Raw genomic sequence first — 17,818 nt, 5'->3', positions numbered from 1 at the left:
AAGGCTTTTTTGTTAATTAAATTTTACTGAAACTTAAATCCTAAACCTATTTGCCAAACCTGGTTGCGGAAATCGGGCAGGTCGGCTTCATTGGAGGCGTTCCTGGCAAGGTCAATGTTATAACGGCCCCTGATTTCTACATTGCGGTTAATGTCAAAACTAACACCAATTACACCTGCAACGTAGCTTTGGTCGCCCTCGTGCCCATTAAAACGGGTTATAGCATTGCTGCCAAAATCGCGGTAAGTATCTTGCTGCGAAGTTAAAAAGGTAAGCTGGGGGCCAATCAAAAAATTAAACCCAGGCACAAGCCTGAATTTTGCCAGTAAGGGAACGTCAATATAGTTGGTACGTTCGGTAAAATGAGCATTTTCAAGATCGGCGCTAAAGCCTTTTTGTGAAAATAACAATTCAGGCGCAAACGAAAAATAATTTGTAACGGGAACATCCAATGTAAGCCCGACATTAAAGGCCGCAATGGTGCTCGAGCTAAAACGCGAATCATAAGCATCAAGTGAGTTGGCCAGGTTTAAACCGCCGGTAATACCAACCTTAACCTGATTATCATTGTAGCGGTTGTGCGGGCGTTCCTGTCTAACATAACGACGAGGCCTGTGGCGCGGGCCATAATAATCTTGAGCACTAACAGTACCTACGGTAAATAAGCATATTGCTAAAAAGATAATTTTTTTCATTTTTTCAATTGTTTTTTGGTAGCGAAATCATTTTGAACATGTGTTTAAAATGATTTCATGATTAGTTTGTTTTTATATACTCATAGAGTAAAAATTTTAACAAAGGTTTATTCGTGGTATAATTTTTATAATATTTAATATGCCAGGTGGGCTAAAACATACATTTATACTACATTTGAACCATGCCAATTTTGAAAAACAGGTATTGCTTTACCATCATTTTTGCACTTAATTTTATTGCCTTTAACGCCCTGGCACAAAAAGGAAGCTATATTGAAAGCCTTAAAACTAAAAACCGCTGGGTTGATTCTGTTTACGATAAATTAAGCCGCAGGCAGCGGATAGCGCAGTTGCTTTTTGTAAGGGCGCATACCAATAAAGGGCGTGCTTATGAAGATTCTGTTGCCCAGGTGATCAAAGATCAGCAAGTTGGGGGCCTCGTGTTTTTTCAGGGCGGCCCGGTAAGGCAAGCGGCTTTAACTAACCGATACCAAAAGTTGGCCAATGTGCCATTATTAATATCCATGGATGGCGAATGGGGTTTGGGTATGCGTTTAGATTCTACCATATCATTCCCTTACCAGATGACACTTGGCGCCATACAGGATAATAACCTGATATATAAAATGGGCCAGCAGGTAGCTTATGATTTTAAGCGCCTGGGTATCCAGATCAATTTTGGGCCGGATATGGATGTGAACAACAATCCCAATAACCCGGTTATCAATTACCGCTCCTTTGGCGATAATATGTACAATGTAGCCAAAAAGGGTATAGCCTATTTTAAAGGAATGCAGGATGGCGGTTTACTGACCACAGCCAAGCATTTTCCGGGGCATGGCGATACCAATGTCGATTCACACTTCGATCTGCCTTTATTGCCCTACAGCCGTGCCCGATTAGATTCGCTGGAGGAGTATCCTTTTCGCGAGGCCATTAACGCAGGCATCAGCGGGGTAATGGTAGCGCACATGAACATCCCGGCGATGGACAGCACCAAACACCTGCCGTCTACATTATCGCGCCCTATTATTACCGGTGTTTTAAAGGATTCATTACGGTTTAAGGGCTTGGTAGTATCTGATGCCATGGAGATGAAAGGTGTTACCAAATATTTCCCTAATGGTGATGCCGATGTAAGGGCATTCATAGCAGGTAATGATATTATTGAGCTGTCAGAAAATTCAGACAGGGCTATTAAGCTCATCCGCAGGGCCATGCGCCACAATGCCATCAGCGACGCGGAGTTTGAGATCAAGGTAAAAAAAGTATTGGCAGCTAAGTATTGGGCCGGGCTTAACCGCCGTCAAACTATTTCGCCGGTGAATCTGAGCGCTGATCTGAACAGGCAATCATCTAAAGATCTGGTACAGCAGCTGAGCGATGCTTCGGTTACCCTGATCAAAGGAAACTCCACCACATTAAAACTAAACCCTTTCCTGAAAACGGCAATAGTAAGTATTGGTGTTGACGGCCCCACCGTGTTTCAGCAGGAAATGGCTAAAAGCTTTCCAACCTGCCGCGTATTTACTGTGGCTAAAAACACGCCGGCCATCGAACTTAAAAATATACTTACCTGGTTAAAACGGTATGATCAAATTATTGTAGGTATACATGACACCCGCCTGCGCCCACAAAGCAAGCTGGATTACGGAACTGATGTAAAATTGCTGATCGCCGATCTGGCATCCCGTAAAAATACGGTAATGAGCGTTTTTGCCAATGCCTACACCATTGCCGGTTTACCTGGCATTGAAAAAAGCAACAACCTGATTGTATGCTACCAAATGACCCCCGAGCTGCAAAAATCAGCAGCTAAGGTAATTGCCGGAACACTAAAACCAACAGGTAAGCTACCTGTAAGCATCAATGTATTTTTTCCTACGGGTACAGGCATGCAGTAGGGGAATGAGTTAAATAATTGTCATTGCGAGCGATAGCGTAGCAATCGCGAACTTTACAGAGAAACTTGCACGGTTCGCGATTGCTTCGTCGTTCCTCCTCGCAATGACAAATTTTTTAAATCACCCTCTTTCCAACGCAGCCGAAGAGAGGGGCGACCGGCGAAACGTCGTCGGGATGAGTATTTTGCGCTATGTCTAAAAATATTAGCAAATTAGCAATTGACATCCCATCGCCTTTTCCGTAGTTTTACTCAACAATTATGCAATCCAACTTAAACAAGTATAACGATAAATTTCAGGCGGCTTTGGTAGGGTTAAACCCCGAGCAGCTGGCCGCGGTAAATAAAATGGATGGTCCGGTGTTGGTAGTAGCCGGTCCCGGAACGGGTAAAACGCAGATATTAGCCGCGCGTATAGGTAAAATACTAACCGATACCGATGCCCTGCCCAACGAGATCCTGTGCCTTACCTATACCGATGCCGGCGCGGTAGCCATGCGCAAACGCCTGTTTGAGTTTATTGGCCCAGATGCCTATCGCATCAACATATATACCTTCCACGCTTTTTGTAACGAGATCATCCAGGAAAACCTGGAGTATTTCGGCAAACTGAATTTAGAATCACTATCTGATCTGGAATCGGCCATGCTGTTTCGTGAGCTGGTTGATGAGTTTGATAATGATCACCTGCTCAAACGCTTTACCGGCGATATTTACTACGATACCAAACGTCTGAAAGACCTCTTCTCGACCATGAAACGCGAGAACTGGAATGCCGAAATGATTGAGCGTGCTGTTCAGGAATATCTGGACGATCTGCCCAATCGCGAGGAATTCATATACAAACGCGCCAATGCCAAAACCGGTATAAAGGTAGGCGACCTTAAACAGAAGGATATTGACGCCGCCCATGAGGTAATGAAAAAGCTGGTGGCAGCCGTACGTGAATACAAAAACTACGATGCTAAAATGAAGGCCCGTGGCCGTTATGATTATGACGACATGATCATTTGGGTGCTTCGTGCTTTTGCCAATAATGAAGAGATATTGCGCAAATACCAGGAACGGTACCAGTATATTCTGGTTGATGAGTTTCAGGATACCAGCGGATCGCAAAACGAGCTGCTGCGCTTTTTACTGAATTATTGGGACGTACCCAATGTGTTTGTAGTGGGCGATGATGACCAGTCGATATTTAAGTTTCAGGGCGCCAACATGAAAAACATCCTCGATTTTGCTACCGACTATGTGGATACCCTGCATACCGTGGTGCTTAAGCATAATTATCGCTCCAACCAGCATATCCTGGATATTTCAAAGGCGCTCATCAACAATAACTTTGAAAGATTAACCAGTCAGCTAAAATTGGATAAAGACTTGCGTGCCTCGCATGGCCGTTTTACTAAGCTTACGGTTGAGCCGGTGATACGAGAGTACGAAAACCCCGATCAGGAATTGGTTGATGTATCGGCCCGTATCAAACAACTGATAGATGATGGCGTGGCCCCAGGCGAGGTGGCAGTAATATATCGCAACCACAGCCAGGTGGAGGAAATGATCAAATATCTTGATGTACAAAAGATAGCGGTAAACACCAAACGCAAAATTGATGTGCTTACCCAGCCTTTCGGCGAAAAGATCATCAATATACTACGTTATCTGGCTATGGAGATCGATTCGCCGTATAGTGGTGATGAGCTGCTGTTCGAGATCATGCACTATGATTTTTTCAGCATCGCACCCATCGAAATTGCTAAAGCCAGCATCGCGGTATCTAAAGAAAATTATGGCGCTGTAAGCAACAACAAACCCAAAACCTCCATCCGCCGTTACGTGAGCGAGATGCGCCTGCCCGCACAGGCCGATCTGTTTGATCCAAACAAGTATGTGGAGATGAAGTATCTAATCAATAATATTGATGAGCTCATCAAATCGGCCCTGAGTGTAACGCTGCAGCAGTTTTTTCAGGATGTGATAGCCAAAATGGGTATCCTGCGATACATTATGCAGCAAACCGATAAAGGTGGCCACATGCAGATGCTCACCAGTTTTTTTGATTTCCTGAAAGATGAAAGCCGCAAAAATCCGGAAATAAAACTGCCCGACCTAATAGCTACTATCGACCTGATGAAGAAAAACAGCATCAGGCTTGATCTGAACCAGGTGATATTTTCTGATAATGGCGTTAACTTTTTAACTGCCCACGGCTCAAAAGGGCTGGAATTTGAGCACGTATTTTTTATAGGCTGCGATAAACGTACCTGGGACAGCAAGGGCCGTAACAATGGTTTCAGCTACCCGGATACCTTGACCCAAACCGCATCCGACGATATTGCCCAACGGGAGGAGGCCCGTCGCCTGTTTTATGTGGCTATAACCCGTGCCAAGCAGCACCTCAATATCTCTTACGCCGGCAAGGATAAAAATGCAAAGGATCAGGAAGCAAGCCAGTTCATCGGCGAAATTTTAGCCAGTACCGATTTGCAGGTGCAATACCCTAAAGTTACCGAAGAAACCATGCTTGGTTTTTACATGACCCAGTTTAGCGAGGCCGAAAAGCCAAAGGTTGAGCTGCTGGATAAAAACTATATAAATCAGCTGCTGCAAAACTATACGCTATCGGTAACGCATCTGAGCAATTACCTGGATTGCCCGCTGAGGTTTTATTTTCAGTGTTTGATCCGGGTGCCATCGGGTAAAAGTCCGTCGGCCACGTTTGGGCAGGCCGTACACTGGGCGCTCAACAAAACGTATAGGCTGCTGAAGGATAATGGCGACGAGTTTTTATCAACCGAGCAGTTCATGAATGAATTTCGATGGTACATGGCCCGCAACCGTGATTCGTTTACCAAAGAAGAATTTAAACTGCGCCTGGCCTACGGCGAAAAAATATTGCCGCCGTATTATGAGCAAAATGTTAACAACTGGAACAAAGTAGCCATAACCGAACGTACCATCAAAAACATTGAGATTGGCGGCGTACCGATAAAAGGTAACCTGGATAAGATGGAGTTTGATGGCAAACACGTAACTGTAGTGGATTATAAAACCGGCAAGCTCAAAAATGCCAAGGACAAACTGCTGCGCCCAACGTTTGATGCCCCCAACGGCGGCGATTACTGGCGCCAGGGCGTTTTTTACAAAATACTGGTTGACCATGACCGTACCAATGACTGGGAGGTTGTAAGCACCGTATTTGATTTTGTGGAGCCCGTAAGCGAAGGCGAATACCACCGTGAAAAGTTTGTGATAACACCCGACGATATTGAAATTGTAAGCGGACAGATCAAAGATACCTACGCCAAAATAATGGCCCATGATTTTAATACCGGCTGCGGCAAAAAAGAATGCGACTGGTGCCACTTTGTAAAAAGCAACTTTAAACAGGTTGATGAGATACTGGGAATTGTAGCGGAGGAAGAGGAGGAGTAGAAGGGAATCTTTGATTTGCATGGTAAAGACTCACCCGGTCTACGCTTCGCTGGACCACCCTCTCTTCGCCTTTGGCGGAAAGAGGGTAGGGAAAATGGATTAAGGATAAAAGACAAAAGAGCAAAGAAATTATTGCTTCACCCTCTTTCCAGCGAAGCTGAAGAGAGGGTCGACAAGCGTAGCGATGTCGGGGTGAGTTGATAAGCGGCCAACCATAAATTTTATTAGTTTTGTAATATGTATTTCTTCAGAAAAAAAGATCCCAACAGACCAACAAACATCAATCTGCGGATTATGCATTTTATTAATGCATTAGCTATCCTCATGTTTTTGGCAGGGATAATTTACAAGCTGATACAAGTGTTCATATTTAAAAAATGATGACAATAGTAAACACCAATAACGCGCCAGCCCCAATAGGGCCATACAGCCAGGCTACCATAGCCGGCAATTTCGTATTTGTATCGGGCCAGATACCACTTAATCCTGCAACCGGCGAACTGGTTACCACCGGCATAACCGACGAAGCAAAAATGGTAATGGAAAACCTGAAAGCCATCCTGACCGAAGCAGGTATCGGTTTTGAAAACATTGTTAAAACCAGCATATTTTTAACAGATATGGGCAATTTTAGCCAGGTGAACGAGGTCTACGGAACTTACTTTACTTCAAATTTCCCAGCCCGAGAAACCGTACAGGTATCAGCATTGCCAAAAGGCGTAAATGTGGAGATATCGGTAATTGCGGTAAAATAATTAGCCAATTTTTTTAATAAATAGCCAACGTCATTGCGAGGTACGAAGCCTCACCCAACCCTCTCCAAAGGAGAGGGCTTTTAAATACTTTCTTAAAATCTCCCCCAAAGGGGGAGATTTAGAGGGGCTCTTACAATGACGTTGTAAAACCATTTAAAGCGACATTCTTTTGGATCCTTTTCAAACACCACTTGTATACTTAAAAGGTGCAGGCCAATCCCGGGCCGAGGTTTTGAAAAAGGAATTAGGCTTGGCTAACTTCGAGGATCTGCTTCGGCACTTTCCTTTCAGATATATTGACCGTACTCGTTTTTATAAGGTAAAAGACATTCAGGCCGATCTGCCTTATGTACAGGTGCTTGCCCGTATTGTTAATAAACAGGTATTGGGCGAAAAGCACACTAAGCGCCTGGTGGTTAACGCCAAGGATGATACCGGCGTGCTGGAACTGGTATGGTTTAAAGGTATCACCTGGATCGAGAAAACATTGATACCGGGACAGGTATATATCATATTTGGCAAGCCCGGATTTTTTAACGGGCAGGCGCAAATGGCCCACCCGGAGATGGAGGCCTACACCCCGGCCAATATGCAACGACAAGGGAATGCCACTTTGCAGCCGGTATATAATTCTACCGAAAAACTCAAACAGTTTCAGCTGGATAGCAAGGGTATCCAGAAACTTACCTCGGTATTGTTGGGACTGCATGCTAAAGATATCCGCGAGAATTTACCCTTATACATCGTTAATAAATTCAAGCTCATTAACCGGGCCGATGCTTACCGCAATATCCATTTCCCGGCCGATGCCAATTTATTGAACGAAGCCATCCTTCGCCTGAAATTTGAAGAACTGTTTTTTCTTCAGCTTAAGCTGCTGCGTAATAAACTGCTGCATACGCAAAAGTTTAAGGGGAATGTATTCAACACGGTAGGCCATTATTTCAACGATTTTTACCATCATAAACTTCCCTTTCCACTTACCAATGCGCAGAAACGAGTGCTGAAAGAGATCAGGCTGGATACCCAGCGGGGTGTACAAATGAACCGCCTGCTGCAGGGCGATGTGGGCAGCGGCAAAACCGTAGTAGCGCTGATGAGTATGCTGATCGCTGTTGATAATGGCTTCCAAACCTGCATTATGGCGCCTACCGAAATTCTGGCCACACAGCACTATCAAACTATAAAGGGTTTGGTGGGCGATGATTTTATTGAAGTGGCCCTGCTCACCGGCTCCACCAAACAAAAAGACCGTAAAGTACTGCATGAACGCCTGGAAAACGGCGACCTGAAAATACTAATAGGTACTCATGCCCTGATTGAAGATAAGGTGCAGTTTAAAAACCTTGGCTTTGTAGTAATTGACGAACAGCACCGTTTTGGGGTAGAGCAAAGGGCTAAATTATGGCGCAAAAACATTATCCCGCCGCATATTTTGGTGATGACGGCAACGCCAATACCCCGTACACTGGCCATGACGCTGTACGGCGATCTGGACGTATCGGTAATTGATGAATTGCCGGTTGGTCGTAAGCCTATCAAAACCGTTCATTTTTATGAAAACCAGCGCTTGCGCATGTTTGGTTTCATGAAACAGGAAATTGCGCTGGGCCGGCAGATTTATGTGGTATACCCACTGATACAGGAAAGTGAAAAGCTCGATCTGAAGAACCTGGAAGATGGTATTGAGGCCATGTCACGCGAGTTTCCTGCACCCACTTACAACATTAGTATAGTGCACGGCAAAATGAAACCTGCCGAAAAAGAGTTCGAAATGCAGCGTTTCATTAAAGAGCAAACTCAGATCATGGTGGCAACTACGGTAATTGAAGTTGGGGTAAATGTGCCTAACGCCTCGGTGATGATCATTGAAAATGCTGAGCGCTTTGGTTTATCGCAATTGCACCAGCTGCGAGGCAGGGTAGGGCGCGGTGCCGAGCAATCATATTGCATTTTGATGAGCAGCCATAAGCTTAGCCATGATGGCAAGATCAGGCTCGATACAATGGTGAAAACCAATAACGGTTTTGAAATATCGGAGATAGATCTGCAACTGCGAGGCCCGGGCAACCTGGAGGGGACTCAGCAAAGCGGTGTGCTCGATTTAAAAGTAGCCAATCTGGCCACCGATCAGGAACTGTTGATCAAAGTTCGTAAAAGCGTAGAGCAAATATTTGAAAAAGACCCTCAACTGGCCCTTCCCGAAAACCAAATTCTGCACCATGCTTTCCAGGGTAATAACTCCGGTTTAAGCTGGGATAAGATTTCCTAATGGTTTAGATAGAGAGGGAGCGAGTGCGGGGGAGAGCGAAAGAAAAAAGCGCTGCCGCAAGCGTCCCGCTTGTGGTATAATAGCCAACCTATTTGTCTTGTCATAATTACCACAAGCAGGACGCTTGCGGCAGCGGTAAAAGACAACAGGATGTTATCGGAACGTTATCCAAATTCTTCCTTCAAAATATTACATTTGTTGAAACTGATCTTATATACAAATGAAAAAACTCTCCCTATTGCTGACTGCTCTTTTCGCGTCGGCCAGTCTGCTGCATGCGCAGGATTCATTAAATATCCGCAAAATTTATGACGAGGCTCTGGTTAACGGTAAGGCCTACGAAAACCTGCGTTACCTGTGTAAAAATATTGGTCCGCGTTTAAGTGGTTCTGCCAACGCTCAAAAAGCGGTGGAGTGGAGCAAAAAGCTGATGGAAGGCTACGGTTTTGATAAGGTTTATTTACAGGAGGTAATGGTGCCGCACTGGGTACGGGGAGCAAAAGAAACCGCCTTTATTATTGATGGCAAAACCCGCATCCCGGTTGCTATTGCGGCTCTGGGTATGTCGGTGGCTACACCAAAAGAGGGCATCACAGCCAATGTGGTAGAGGTGCGTAGTCTGAAAGAGCTGGAAACTCTGGGCGAAAGTGTTATTAAAGGTAAGATCGTTTTCTTCAACCGCGCATTTGATGAACGATTTATTGAGGCTGGTCAGGCCTACGGTACAGCCGGCGATCAACGATTTGCAGGCCCTGCCGCTGCTGCTAAATACGGCGCGGTAGGCGTTATAGTACGTTCACTTACCAGTGCCGATGATGATTATCCGCATACCGGTGCTACGCTGGCTACTCCGGGTACTAAATTGATACCGGCCGCGGCCATATCAACCAGGGCAGCTAATAAATTAAGTAATATGCTGCGTTTGCGTAAACTGCCGCTGATTAAATTTTACTTTAAACAAAGCTGCGAGCTACTGCCCGATGTGTTATCATACAACGTAATCGGTGAACTGACCGGCACCGAAAACCCGAATAAATTCATCAGCGTAGGTGGTCACCTTGATTCATGGGACCTGGCCGAAGGTGCCCATGATGATGGTACAGGTGTAATGCAATCGGCCGAGGTGCTACGGATATTTAAAGCAACGGGTTATCGCCCTAAAAACTCTATCAGAGCGGTATTTTTCATGAACGAGGAGAACGGCCACAAAGGTGGATTGAAATATGCCGAGCTTGCCGCCCAAAACAAAGAAGAACATATCGCCGCCATTGAAACCGACGAAGGCGGTTTTACCCCGCGGGGTTTCAGTTTTGATGGCGCATCAAAAGATTTCCTGAAAAATATTAACGATAAATATAAAGCCCTGCTGGAACCTTACGAAGTTGACCGCCTGGTGGCCGGAGGTAGCGGTACGGATATTGAACCACTGAAAGAAAAACTACCGGGAATTACGCTGATAGGTTTCCGCCCGGATTCGCAGCGTTATTTTGATATACACCATACCCCGAATGATGTTTTCGAGAACGTGAACAAGCGCGAGCTGCAATTAGGTGCAGCCGGCATAGCCGCATTTATTTACCTGATAGATCAGCATGGTTTGTAACAATTTTGTCTGAACTTAGGTTAACATAGATACTGTAGAGACGCATCACATGCGTCTCTTTTTTGTTTTGTAAGGGTAGTGCGACCTTCTTCGTGAAGATATTAGCATATAATTAAACATGGCGTCAATAAAAGCGAAGGGTTGTGCGATTCCCTCCCCTGGGAGGGTGTAGGGAGGGGTTTTGTAACGGCGTGATAAATGCGTAGAACTCCTCCCTGCCATAACACAAACCACTGCACCCCTCCCCGTGGGAGAGAATATCTAATCAAAGGCTTTACTTTCTCAAAGAAAAGACTAAGCCACATTTTCAACCATTCCAATAAAAAATCCAATCAAATCCTTAAATCATGTTACCATATTCCGAAGTGGTGTTGTAAATTTGCGGCTCAGTAAAAACAACACAGTGACCGAAGAAGGCGATAGTAAACCCCAGAAAGTAGATTCCTTTGCCGCATTGCGCTATAAAGATTTCAGATCTTACGTAGGTATGCGTTTTTGTTTCACCTTTGCATACCAGATGCAAGCCGTTGTAATAGGCTTTTATATTTACCAGGTTACTAAAAGTGTTTTTGCACTTGGTCTCGTTGGCCTTTGCGAGGCTATACCCGCTATTGGCATTGCCCTGTATGGCGGTTACATTGCCGATAAATCCGAAAAGCGTAAAATGTTGTTGCTCATATTCAGCGGTGTTATATTAACATCATCGGTAATGTTTACTGTTACACTTAAAAGTATGAGTGGCATTATCCATACCGGGTGGATAGTGCCTATTATTTATTGCATGATATTTTGTAACGGTGTTGCACGCGCGTTTTATGGCCCGGCAACCTTTACTGTTTACGCGCATAGCATCCCGAAAGAAATTTATCCTAATGGCAGCACCTGGAGCAGCTCAAGCTGGCAGATAGCATCAATTATAGGCCCGGCCGCCGGAGGGTTGATCTACGGCTATGCCGATAAAATTATACCGGGATTAACCGGTATCACGGCGACCTTTGCTGTTATAATTGTGTTCATGGTTATTTCATTGGTGCTGGTTTTTATGCTGCGTAAATACCCGCCGGTATTTATTCCTAAAGAGAGCATCTGGAAAAGTTTATCAGAGGGTATCCACTTTGTATTCCATAATAAAATGATGATCGGCGCCATGAGCCTCGACCTTTTCTCGGTGTTTTTTGGTGGTGCTGTGGCCTTGTTGCCGGTATTTGCTAATGAGATATTAAAAGTAGGAGCAGAGGGCCTGGGAATTATGCGTGCTACATCATCCTTAGGCGCAGTATTAACCATGCTATTGATGGCGCGCTTTTCGCCTATGGGCAAGCCCTGGCGTAACCTGCTTATCGCGGTTACCGGTTTTGGCCTTTCTATCATTTGCTTCGGCTTGTCGCGCAGCTTTTATTTGTCGCTGGTATTTTTATTTACCGAAGGTGCTTTTGACAGCATCAGCGTAATTATCCGCGGTACCATTATGCAGTTACTAACGCCCGATCATATGCGTGGGCGGGTATCAGCAGTGAATCAAATGTTTATCGGTTCATCAAACGAAATAGGTGCTTTTGAGTCGGGAACGGCCGCCCGTTTGCTGGGTACGGTGCCTGCTGTAATATTTGGAGGCAGCATGACCATGCTTATCGTAGGCTTTACCTATCTCAAAACAAAAAAATTAATCCCGCTATCCTTAAATCAGATACAACCGCCCGAAGTAGAAGTGAAGCCTGCTGTGTAACAGATTAGTGTTAATGGAGTCTTAGTTATTGTCAATTCAACTTTATAACTTAGACTTTATTAGACTGATTTAAACAACAACAATTATGAGGATCACAAAATGGGCTTTAGCAGCTATTCCGGCTGTTATTTTAGCATCATGCCAACAAAAAAAGGAGTCGTCATCCGCAGATGATGTTCCTAAGCGTACGGTGTTTTTTGATAAAGCAGGCATGGACACTACGGTAAAACCGGGAGATAACTTTTTTGAATACGCCAGCGGTAACTGGATAAAGAAAACCGAAATACCGGCATCGCAGCGGGGTTGGGGATCATTTTATACTTTGAATGATGATAACCAGAAAAATCTGCATAGCATACTCGATCAAATAACCAAGCAGGAAAACCCGGCAGGCAGCAAAGAGCAAAAGGTGGCCGATCTGTATACAAGCGGTATGGATACCGTAGGTATTGAGAAACTGGGCTACGAGCCGGTGAAACCTTTGCTGGCCAAAATTAACGCCGTTACCGATTATAAGCAGTTAGTGAGCCTGGCTGCCGATAGCTACAAAGATGGCGATGGCTTTTTGCTTGGTTTTTATGTTGCGCCCGACGACAGGATAAGCACCAAAAACATTGCCCATTTTGATCAGGCGGGCTTAAGCTTGCCTAACCGTGATTATTACTTCAACACCGATTCGGCCACGGTTAAAATACGTGCCGAATTTGTAAAATATATAGCTAAACTATTCACACTTACTGGCACCGACGCTGCTACCGCCAGTAAAAAGGCCGATGGTATTTTAAAGCTGGAAACGCTGATTGCCAAATCGCACCTGACGCCGACAGAACTGCGTAACCCTGTCAGGAACTATAACAAATTCGCGGTTGCTGATCTGCAAAAGCAAATCCCGGATATCGACCTGAAGGATGCCTTTAAACGTATGAATCTGAACACCGATACTGTATTGGTTGGTCAGCCTGATTATTTGAAAGCATTGGATGGTTTGCTGAAATCTCAAGCTATTGATGTTTGGAAGGATAAAGCTACCTTCACTGCACTTGATAACTCTTCAACCGCGCTGAGTAAAGCTTTTAGGGATGCTAATTTTGATTTTAATGGTAAAATCCTTAGCGGACAGAAACAACAACAAGAACGCTGGAAAACAGTTATTGAAACCATTGATGGTGGTATTGGCGAGCTGCTTGGCCAGCTGTACGTTGAAAAATATTTTACACCTGATGCCAAAAAGCGTATGCTTGATCTGGTAAACAACCTGCAAAGCGTATATAAAGACCGCATTGAAAAGCTGGATTGGATGAGCCCCGAAACCAAGCAAAGGGCATTGGCAAAACTGGCTGCATTCACCAAAAAAATAGGTTACCCGGATAAATGGAAAACTTATGATGATGTGGAAATTGCCAAAGATACCTATTACAAGAACCAGCAGTCAATGGCTCGCCACAGGTATAAGGAAATGATTGAAAAGGCTGGCAAGCCGGTTGATAAAACCGAATGGGGCATGACACCGCCAACGGTTAACGCATACTACAATCCAACTTTTAACGAGATCGTTTTCCCCGCTGGTATCCTGCAGTTCCCTTTCTTTGATAAGGATGCTGATGATGCTATTAACTACGGCGCAATAGGCGCGGTAATTGGCCACGAAATGACCCACGGCTTTGACGATCAGGGCCGCCAGTATGATAAAGATGGCAACCTGAAAGACTGGTGGACAAAACAGGATGCCGATAAGTTTAAAGCCCGTGTTGGCTTAATGATTGAGCAGTACAATAAGTTTACTGTATTGAACAACCTGCATGTGAACGGTAGTCTTACCCAGGGCGAAAATCTGGCCGATATAGGCGGTATCGCCATCGCTTACCAGGCATTTAAAAGGACACCGCAAGGTAAAACTGATACCAAGATTGATGGCTTTACTCCCGATCAGCGTTTCTTCCTGTCCTTTGGCCAGGTATGGCGCATTAAAACACGCGATGAAACTATGCGCATGCGTATCAGCGTTGATCCGCACTCTCCGGAAATGTACCGTGTTAACGGGCCATTGTCAAACACCCCTGAGTTTTACAAAGCGTTTGATGTAAAACCCGGCGACAAACTTTACCGCCCAGAAAATGAGCGTGTAAAGGTTTGGTAAGTTGAATAAAAAGAGACACATATAATGTGTATCTACAAGAGATAAATGAAAAGGCCATCTGAAACAGATGGCCTTTTCATTTATATAAAATATCGTTATGCCGAACTTGTTTCGGCATCCCACGCGCTAAGCTTACCGTAAGCAGAGTTATCATCCAGAGAGATCCTGAAAAAGGTTCAGGATGACGAAAGTGGTTCAATTTTTTATAATGCCGTCATGCCGAACTTGTTTCGGCATCCCACGCGCTAAGCTTATAGTAAGCAGAGTTATCATCCAGAAAGATCCTGAAACAGGTTCAGGATGACGTGAATAACCATTCACTACACTCCATTTACCATTCACCAACTCACCCCAACACACTCTCTACCCAGGCTTTTCCCCAGTTTTCCAATTCCTCGGCAGTCCATAACGATGGGTAAAATATACGTTTCTGAAAACGCGGGGGCAGGTATTTTTGCCAGTTGGTGCCACCTGTGGCCTTGATTTCTTCGGGTTCCCGATTAAGGTAGCGCACTGCCGATTTGTAGTGTGATAACGGCCAGTTCACGTTTACGTTAATATCCAATTGTTTCAGCTCGTGTTGTAGTTCAGCAGTTAATTGGCCTGCGACTTTAAACTGTTCGGCAAGGGCGTTAAAGTTGTTATTAACACTGGCACGACCCAGGTCAATGAATGTTTTGGAGTACTTTTTTTCAAACTGCTTAAGTGTCAGCGTTTTTTTACCGGTTGATAGTTCGGTGGCGCCAAATTTCCAGTATAGGTACTCAAATTGATCTTCAATGGAGGCGTTGAGCAGTTCAGAGCGTTTGTCTTTATCTACCAGATTTATAAAATCGGTAGCGTAGATCTCGATCATGCGGTACTGGCCCGACTGAAAACCGCTTGCCGGAAGTAATGACATCCTGAATTTCAGGAACTGTTCTTTTTCCATCCCATCAACCATGATCTCAAATGATTGAGTAAGCGCTCCAAAATACCGGTTAATCCTTTTTAGTCTCGCGGTAAAAAAATCAACGGTTAAGGGCCTGGCTTCTGCAATTTGTTTGCACTCGTGCAGGGCCAGTTTAAAATACAGCTCGGTGATCTGATGATAAATAATAAATATCTCCTCATCAGGGAAGGGCGTTTTAGGGTTTTGCAGGCTCAGTAAGGTATCCAGATGAATATAATCCCAATAGGTTAAAAAATCGGCATACAGGAGGCCGTCAAGGTAGGAGGTCATATCCTGCCCCATCGCTTCGTATTTTTCCTGCAAGCGCGCCAGGCGATCTTCAATATCAGGATGGAAATGCATGATCAAAGATAACAAAAATGAAGTAGGCTAATGAAGAGCATAGTTATCTCAAAAAAGCCCAAACATTTTTGGCTTGCCGGTGTCTTAACTAACAGTATTTTGAACCTGAAATATGTATATTGGTTCATACTAAAACTAACCTTAAACCCCATGAAAATTAGTAAAGTATTAATTGGTATTGATGACAGTCCATATGCCCGCCACGCCGCGGTATACGGCTTTGATATTGCCCGTAGCTATAATGCTTTGGTAGGCTTGGTTCATATTATTGAACCCGCCATTATACCGCCAAGCCCTGCCGATAATTTTGCAGGGATAGCTATGGATGGTACATTGGGTGTACAGGAAGCTGAACTGGCCGAAATACAAGCCAACCAATCAGATCTGATCATTGAGCGCACTATAAAGGAACTTGGGGAGGGCCTTCAAATAACCACATTTAAGCAATTTGGTTCAAGAGCCGACGGTATAATAGATTGCAGTAAAGAATTTAAAGCCGATCTGATCGTTTTAGGCACTCATAAGCGTTCAGGCTTTGACAGGCTAATAGCGGGCAGCGTAGCCGAAGAAGTAGTACGCCACTCCACCGTACCCGTAATGGTGGTGCCGTTTGTGGAGGAGGTCTGAGCTTTAGGTAGCGGTTAGGTTTTAAGTGATACGTTTTACGTAATACGTTTTTGTTTACAATACCAGAACGTACCACGTAAAACGTATCACGTACAACATACTAATATAGCAACCTGAACTTTATGGTATGCTCAATCGCTTTTAGCTCGTTAAGTACCTGCGGGTCATAGCCGGTATTCACATCAGTAATTACATAACCTATTTGCGGGTTGGTAACCAAAAACTCTCCAACTATGTTGATGTTGTGGCGGGCAAATACCTCGTTTATTTTGGCCAATATACCCGGTACGTTTTTGTGGATGTGTATTAAACGGTGGGCATTGCTTACACGCGGTGGCTGCAAATCGGGGAAATTACAGCTGGTATGTGTTTTACCCTCGTTCATGAAAGCCATTACCCGGCGTGGTATAAAATCGTTATTGTGCGGGTTGTGCTTAGGGTCGTCAAATATAATGATGCCGCTTTCGGTAGCGGTATCGGCCAGCTTGCGGTTGCATTTACCAAAAACGCCCATTACCTTAAGCCGGCCTGCATTTTGAATCTGCTCGGGATTTGGCTGATTAGCTTCATCGCAGAATAAAACACCTGCTTCTTCCAGGTACTTTTCTTCAATGCTTTCGCGGTGGCGTATGTTGTAGCCTTCCTTTTTCATCTGTGCCAGCGCGTCTTCGTCCACATTACCCACAACCAGGCATTTGATGCGGTTTTTAGGGTATGATATAGCGCGGGGTAGTTTATTCAGGTATAAAAACTCGTCGAAGCTTGGAGTAATATGATCGGCCTTTTCGGCAACAGATTTACGTTCGATGTTTTCAGTAAAGGCGAAGAACTTTTTGATCATGCCTGATTCCTTTAGCTGGAAATCAGAGTAGCCATCGCCAATGCCGTATATATCGCCGGGTAGCTGCAGCTCTTTCAGCAGTTTTACCTTACCGCCTTCTTGCGAAAGCGGGTTCTCCCTGTCGTACCCAATGATCTTGCCATCTTCGTCAAACACAAAGGTATTGGCATAAATATTTTCCTTTTTAATATGGTATTCGGTTACCACGGGGGTAATAAACTCCTTAAAACCGCCAGATACGATGAGTACCTCATCCTGGTGATTTTTAAAGAAGATAGTGTTGCGTGAGAACGAGGTAGATACCTTTTTCTTCAGAAAAGAGATCAGCTGCTTTAAATGATCGCGATCGGCTTCCAATAGCTTAACGCGGTTTTCCAGACTTTGGGTGAACGACAAACGGCCTTCCATCGAGGCATTGGTCAAATCTTCAATCTGTTTGTAAATAGCCTCGCGGTTGGGGTGGTTTTTGAGAGAAATGCGGGCCAGTTCGTCAAGGGCCTCTACCTGTGTAAACGTGCTGTCGAAATCAATAA

General features: G+C 44.6%; 12 protein-coding genes. 9 read left to right on the top strand and 3 right to left on the bottom strand.

The features are described from left to right. Positions 1 to 23: 23 nt before the first annotated feature. Positions 24 to 695 (bottom strand): porin family protein, encoded by a 672-nt coding sequence (locus tag AAGC65_RS14460; RefSeq protein WP_343113170.1) that lies wholly within the window; start codon positions 693 to 695, stop codon positions 24 to 26. Between the two features lie 182 nt (positions 696 to 877). Here AAGC65_RS14460 and AAGC65_RS14455 point away from each other — a divergent pair, with 182 nt between their 5' ends. The 8 genes from AAGC65_RS14455 to AAGC65_RS14420 all read left to right on the top strand — a co-directional run bounded on the left by AAGC65_RS14455 (position 878) and on the right by AAGC65_RS14420 (position 14,523). Further along, complete coding sequence (locus AAGC65_RS14455; protein ID WP_343113169.1) at positions 878 to 2,599, top strand: glycoside hydrolase family 3 N-terminal domain-containing protein; 1,722 nt, start codon at positions 878 to 880, stop codon at positions 2,597 to 2,599. Between the two features lie 260 nt (positions 2,600 to 2,859). Then, a complete protein-coding gene (locus tag AAGC65_RS14450; protein ID WP_343113168.1) occupies positions 2,860 to 6,030 on the top strand; it encodes an ATP-dependent DNA helicase in 3,171 nt (1,056 codons plus the stop codon). Between the two features lie 237 nt (positions 6,031 to 6,267). Next, complete coding sequence (locus tag AAGC65_RS14445; RefSeq protein WP_321562784.1) at positions 6,268 to 6,411, top strand: DUF6728 family protein; 144 nt, start codon at positions 6,268 to 6,270, stop codon at positions 6,409 to 6,411. Beyond that, positions 6,408 to 6,785 carry a RidA family protein gene (locus tag AAGC65_RS14440; RefSeq protein WP_343113167.1) on the top strand — a complete coding sequence of 126 codons (378 nt, stop codon included), beginning with the start codon at positions 6,408 to 6,410 and terminating at the stop codon, positions 6,783 to 6,785. Before AAGC65_RS14445 ends, AAGC65_RS14440 begins: the two co-directional genes overlap by 4 nt. A 163-nt stretch (positions 6,786 to 6,948) precedes the next feature. Then, entirely contained in the window at positions 6,949 to 9,057 is a 2,109-nt protein-coding gene (gene recG / locus AAGC65_RS14435) for an ATP-dependent DNA helicase RecG (RefSeq protein ID WP_407940670.1), read from the top strand. Positions 9,058 to 9,277: 220 nt separating this feature from the next. Next, a complete protein-coding gene (locus tag AAGC65_RS14430) occupies positions 9,278 to 10,660 on the top strand; it encodes a M20/M25/M40 family metallo-hydrolase (protein ID WP_343113165.1) in 1,383 nt (460 codons plus the stop codon). A 403-nt stretch (positions 10,661 to 11,063) separates the two neighbouring features. Continuing rightward, on the top strand, positions 11,064 to 12,386 hold the full coding sequence (locus AAGC65_RS14425) for an MFS transporter (RefSeq protein ID WP_343113164.1): 1,323 nt from the start codon (positions 11,064 to 11,066) through the stop codon (positions 12,384 to 12,386). Positions 12,387 to 12,471: 85 nt separating this feature from the next. Next, positions 12,472 to 14,523 (top strand): M13 family metallopeptidase, encoded by a 2,052-nt coding sequence (locus AAGC65_RS14420; RefSeq protein WP_343113163.1) that lies wholly within the window; start codon positions 12,472 to 12,474, stop codon positions 14,521 to 14,523. 346 nt (positions 14,524 to 14,869) lie between these two features. On the opposite strand, the gene AAGC65_RS14415 is transcribed toward AAGC65_RS14420, so the two are convergent. Beyond that, on the bottom strand, positions 14,870 to 15,817 hold the full coding sequence (locus AAGC65_RS14415; RefSeq protein ID WP_343113162.1) for a tryptophan 2,3-dioxygenase family protein: 948 nt from the start codon (positions 15,815 to 15,817) through the stop codon (positions 14,870 to 14,872). Positions 15,818 to 15,967: 150 nt separating this feature from the next. Here AAGC65_RS14415 and AAGC65_RS14410 point away from each other — a divergent pair, with 150 nt between their 5' ends. Beyond that, entirely contained in the window at positions 15,968 to 16,444 is a 477-nt protein-coding gene (locus tag AAGC65_RS14410) for a universal stress protein (RefSeq protein WP_343113161.1), read from the top strand. Between the two features lie 100 nt (positions 16,445 to 16,544). Here AAGC65_RS14410 and AAGC65_RS14405 read toward each other — a convergent pair whose 3' ends face one another. Beyond that, positions 16,545 to 17,816, bottom strand: a complete 1,272-nt coding sequence (locus AAGC65_RS14405; protein WP_343113160.1) for an HAD-IB family phosphatase — start codon at positions 17,814 to 17,816, stop codon at positions 16,545 to 16,547. Positions 17,817 to 17,818: the final 2 nt, after the last annotated feature.

This window comes from Mucilaginibacter sp., from assembly GCF_039207105.1.
Taxonomy (GTDB): domain Bacteria; phylum Bacteroidota; class Bacteroidia; order Sphingobacteriales; family Sphingobacteriaceae; genus Mucilaginibacter.
Note: the sequence above shows the minus strand (reverse complement) of the source record. Positions and strands in the feature narration are given on the sequence as shown.

Bases quoted from the DNA above. Each gene is read 5' to 3' on its own strand.
- AAGC65_RS14420 (WP_343113163.1), top strand. From the start codon at position 12,472: ATGAGGATCACAAAATGGGCTTTAGCAGCTATTCCGGCTGTTATTTTA.
- AAGC65_RS14455 (WP_343113169.1), top strand. From the start codon at position 878: ATGCCAATTTTGAAAAACAGGTATTGCTTTACCATCATTTTTGCACTT.
- AAGC65_RS14430 (WP_343113165.1), top strand. From the start codon at position 9,278: ATGAAAAAACTCTCCCTATTGCTGACTGCTCTTTTCGCGTCGGCCAGT.
- AAGC65_RS14440 (WP_343113167.1), top strand. From the start codon at position 6,408: ATGATGACAATAGTAAACACCAATAACGCGCCAGCCCCAATAGGGCCA.
- AAGC65_RS14450 (WP_343113168.1), top strand. From the start codon at position 2,860: ATGCAATCCAACTTAAACAAGTATAACGATAAATTTCAGGCGGCTTTG.
- AAGC65_RS14415 (WP_343113162.1), bottom strand. From the start codon at position 15,817: ATGCATTTCCATCCTGATATTGAAGATCGCCTGGCGCGCTTGCAGGAA.
- AAGC65_RS14460 (WP_343113170.1), bottom strand. From the start codon at position 695: ATGAAAAAAATTATCTTTTTAGCAATATGCTTATTTACCGTAGGTACT.
- AAGC65_RS14410 (WP_343113161.1), top strand. From the start codon at position 15,968: ATGAAAATTAGTAAAGTATTAATTGGTATTGATGACAGTCCATATGCC.
- AAGC65_RS14445 (WP_321562784.1), top strand. From the start codon at position 6,268: ATGTATTTCTTCAGAAAAAAAGATCCCAACAGACCAACAAACATCAAT.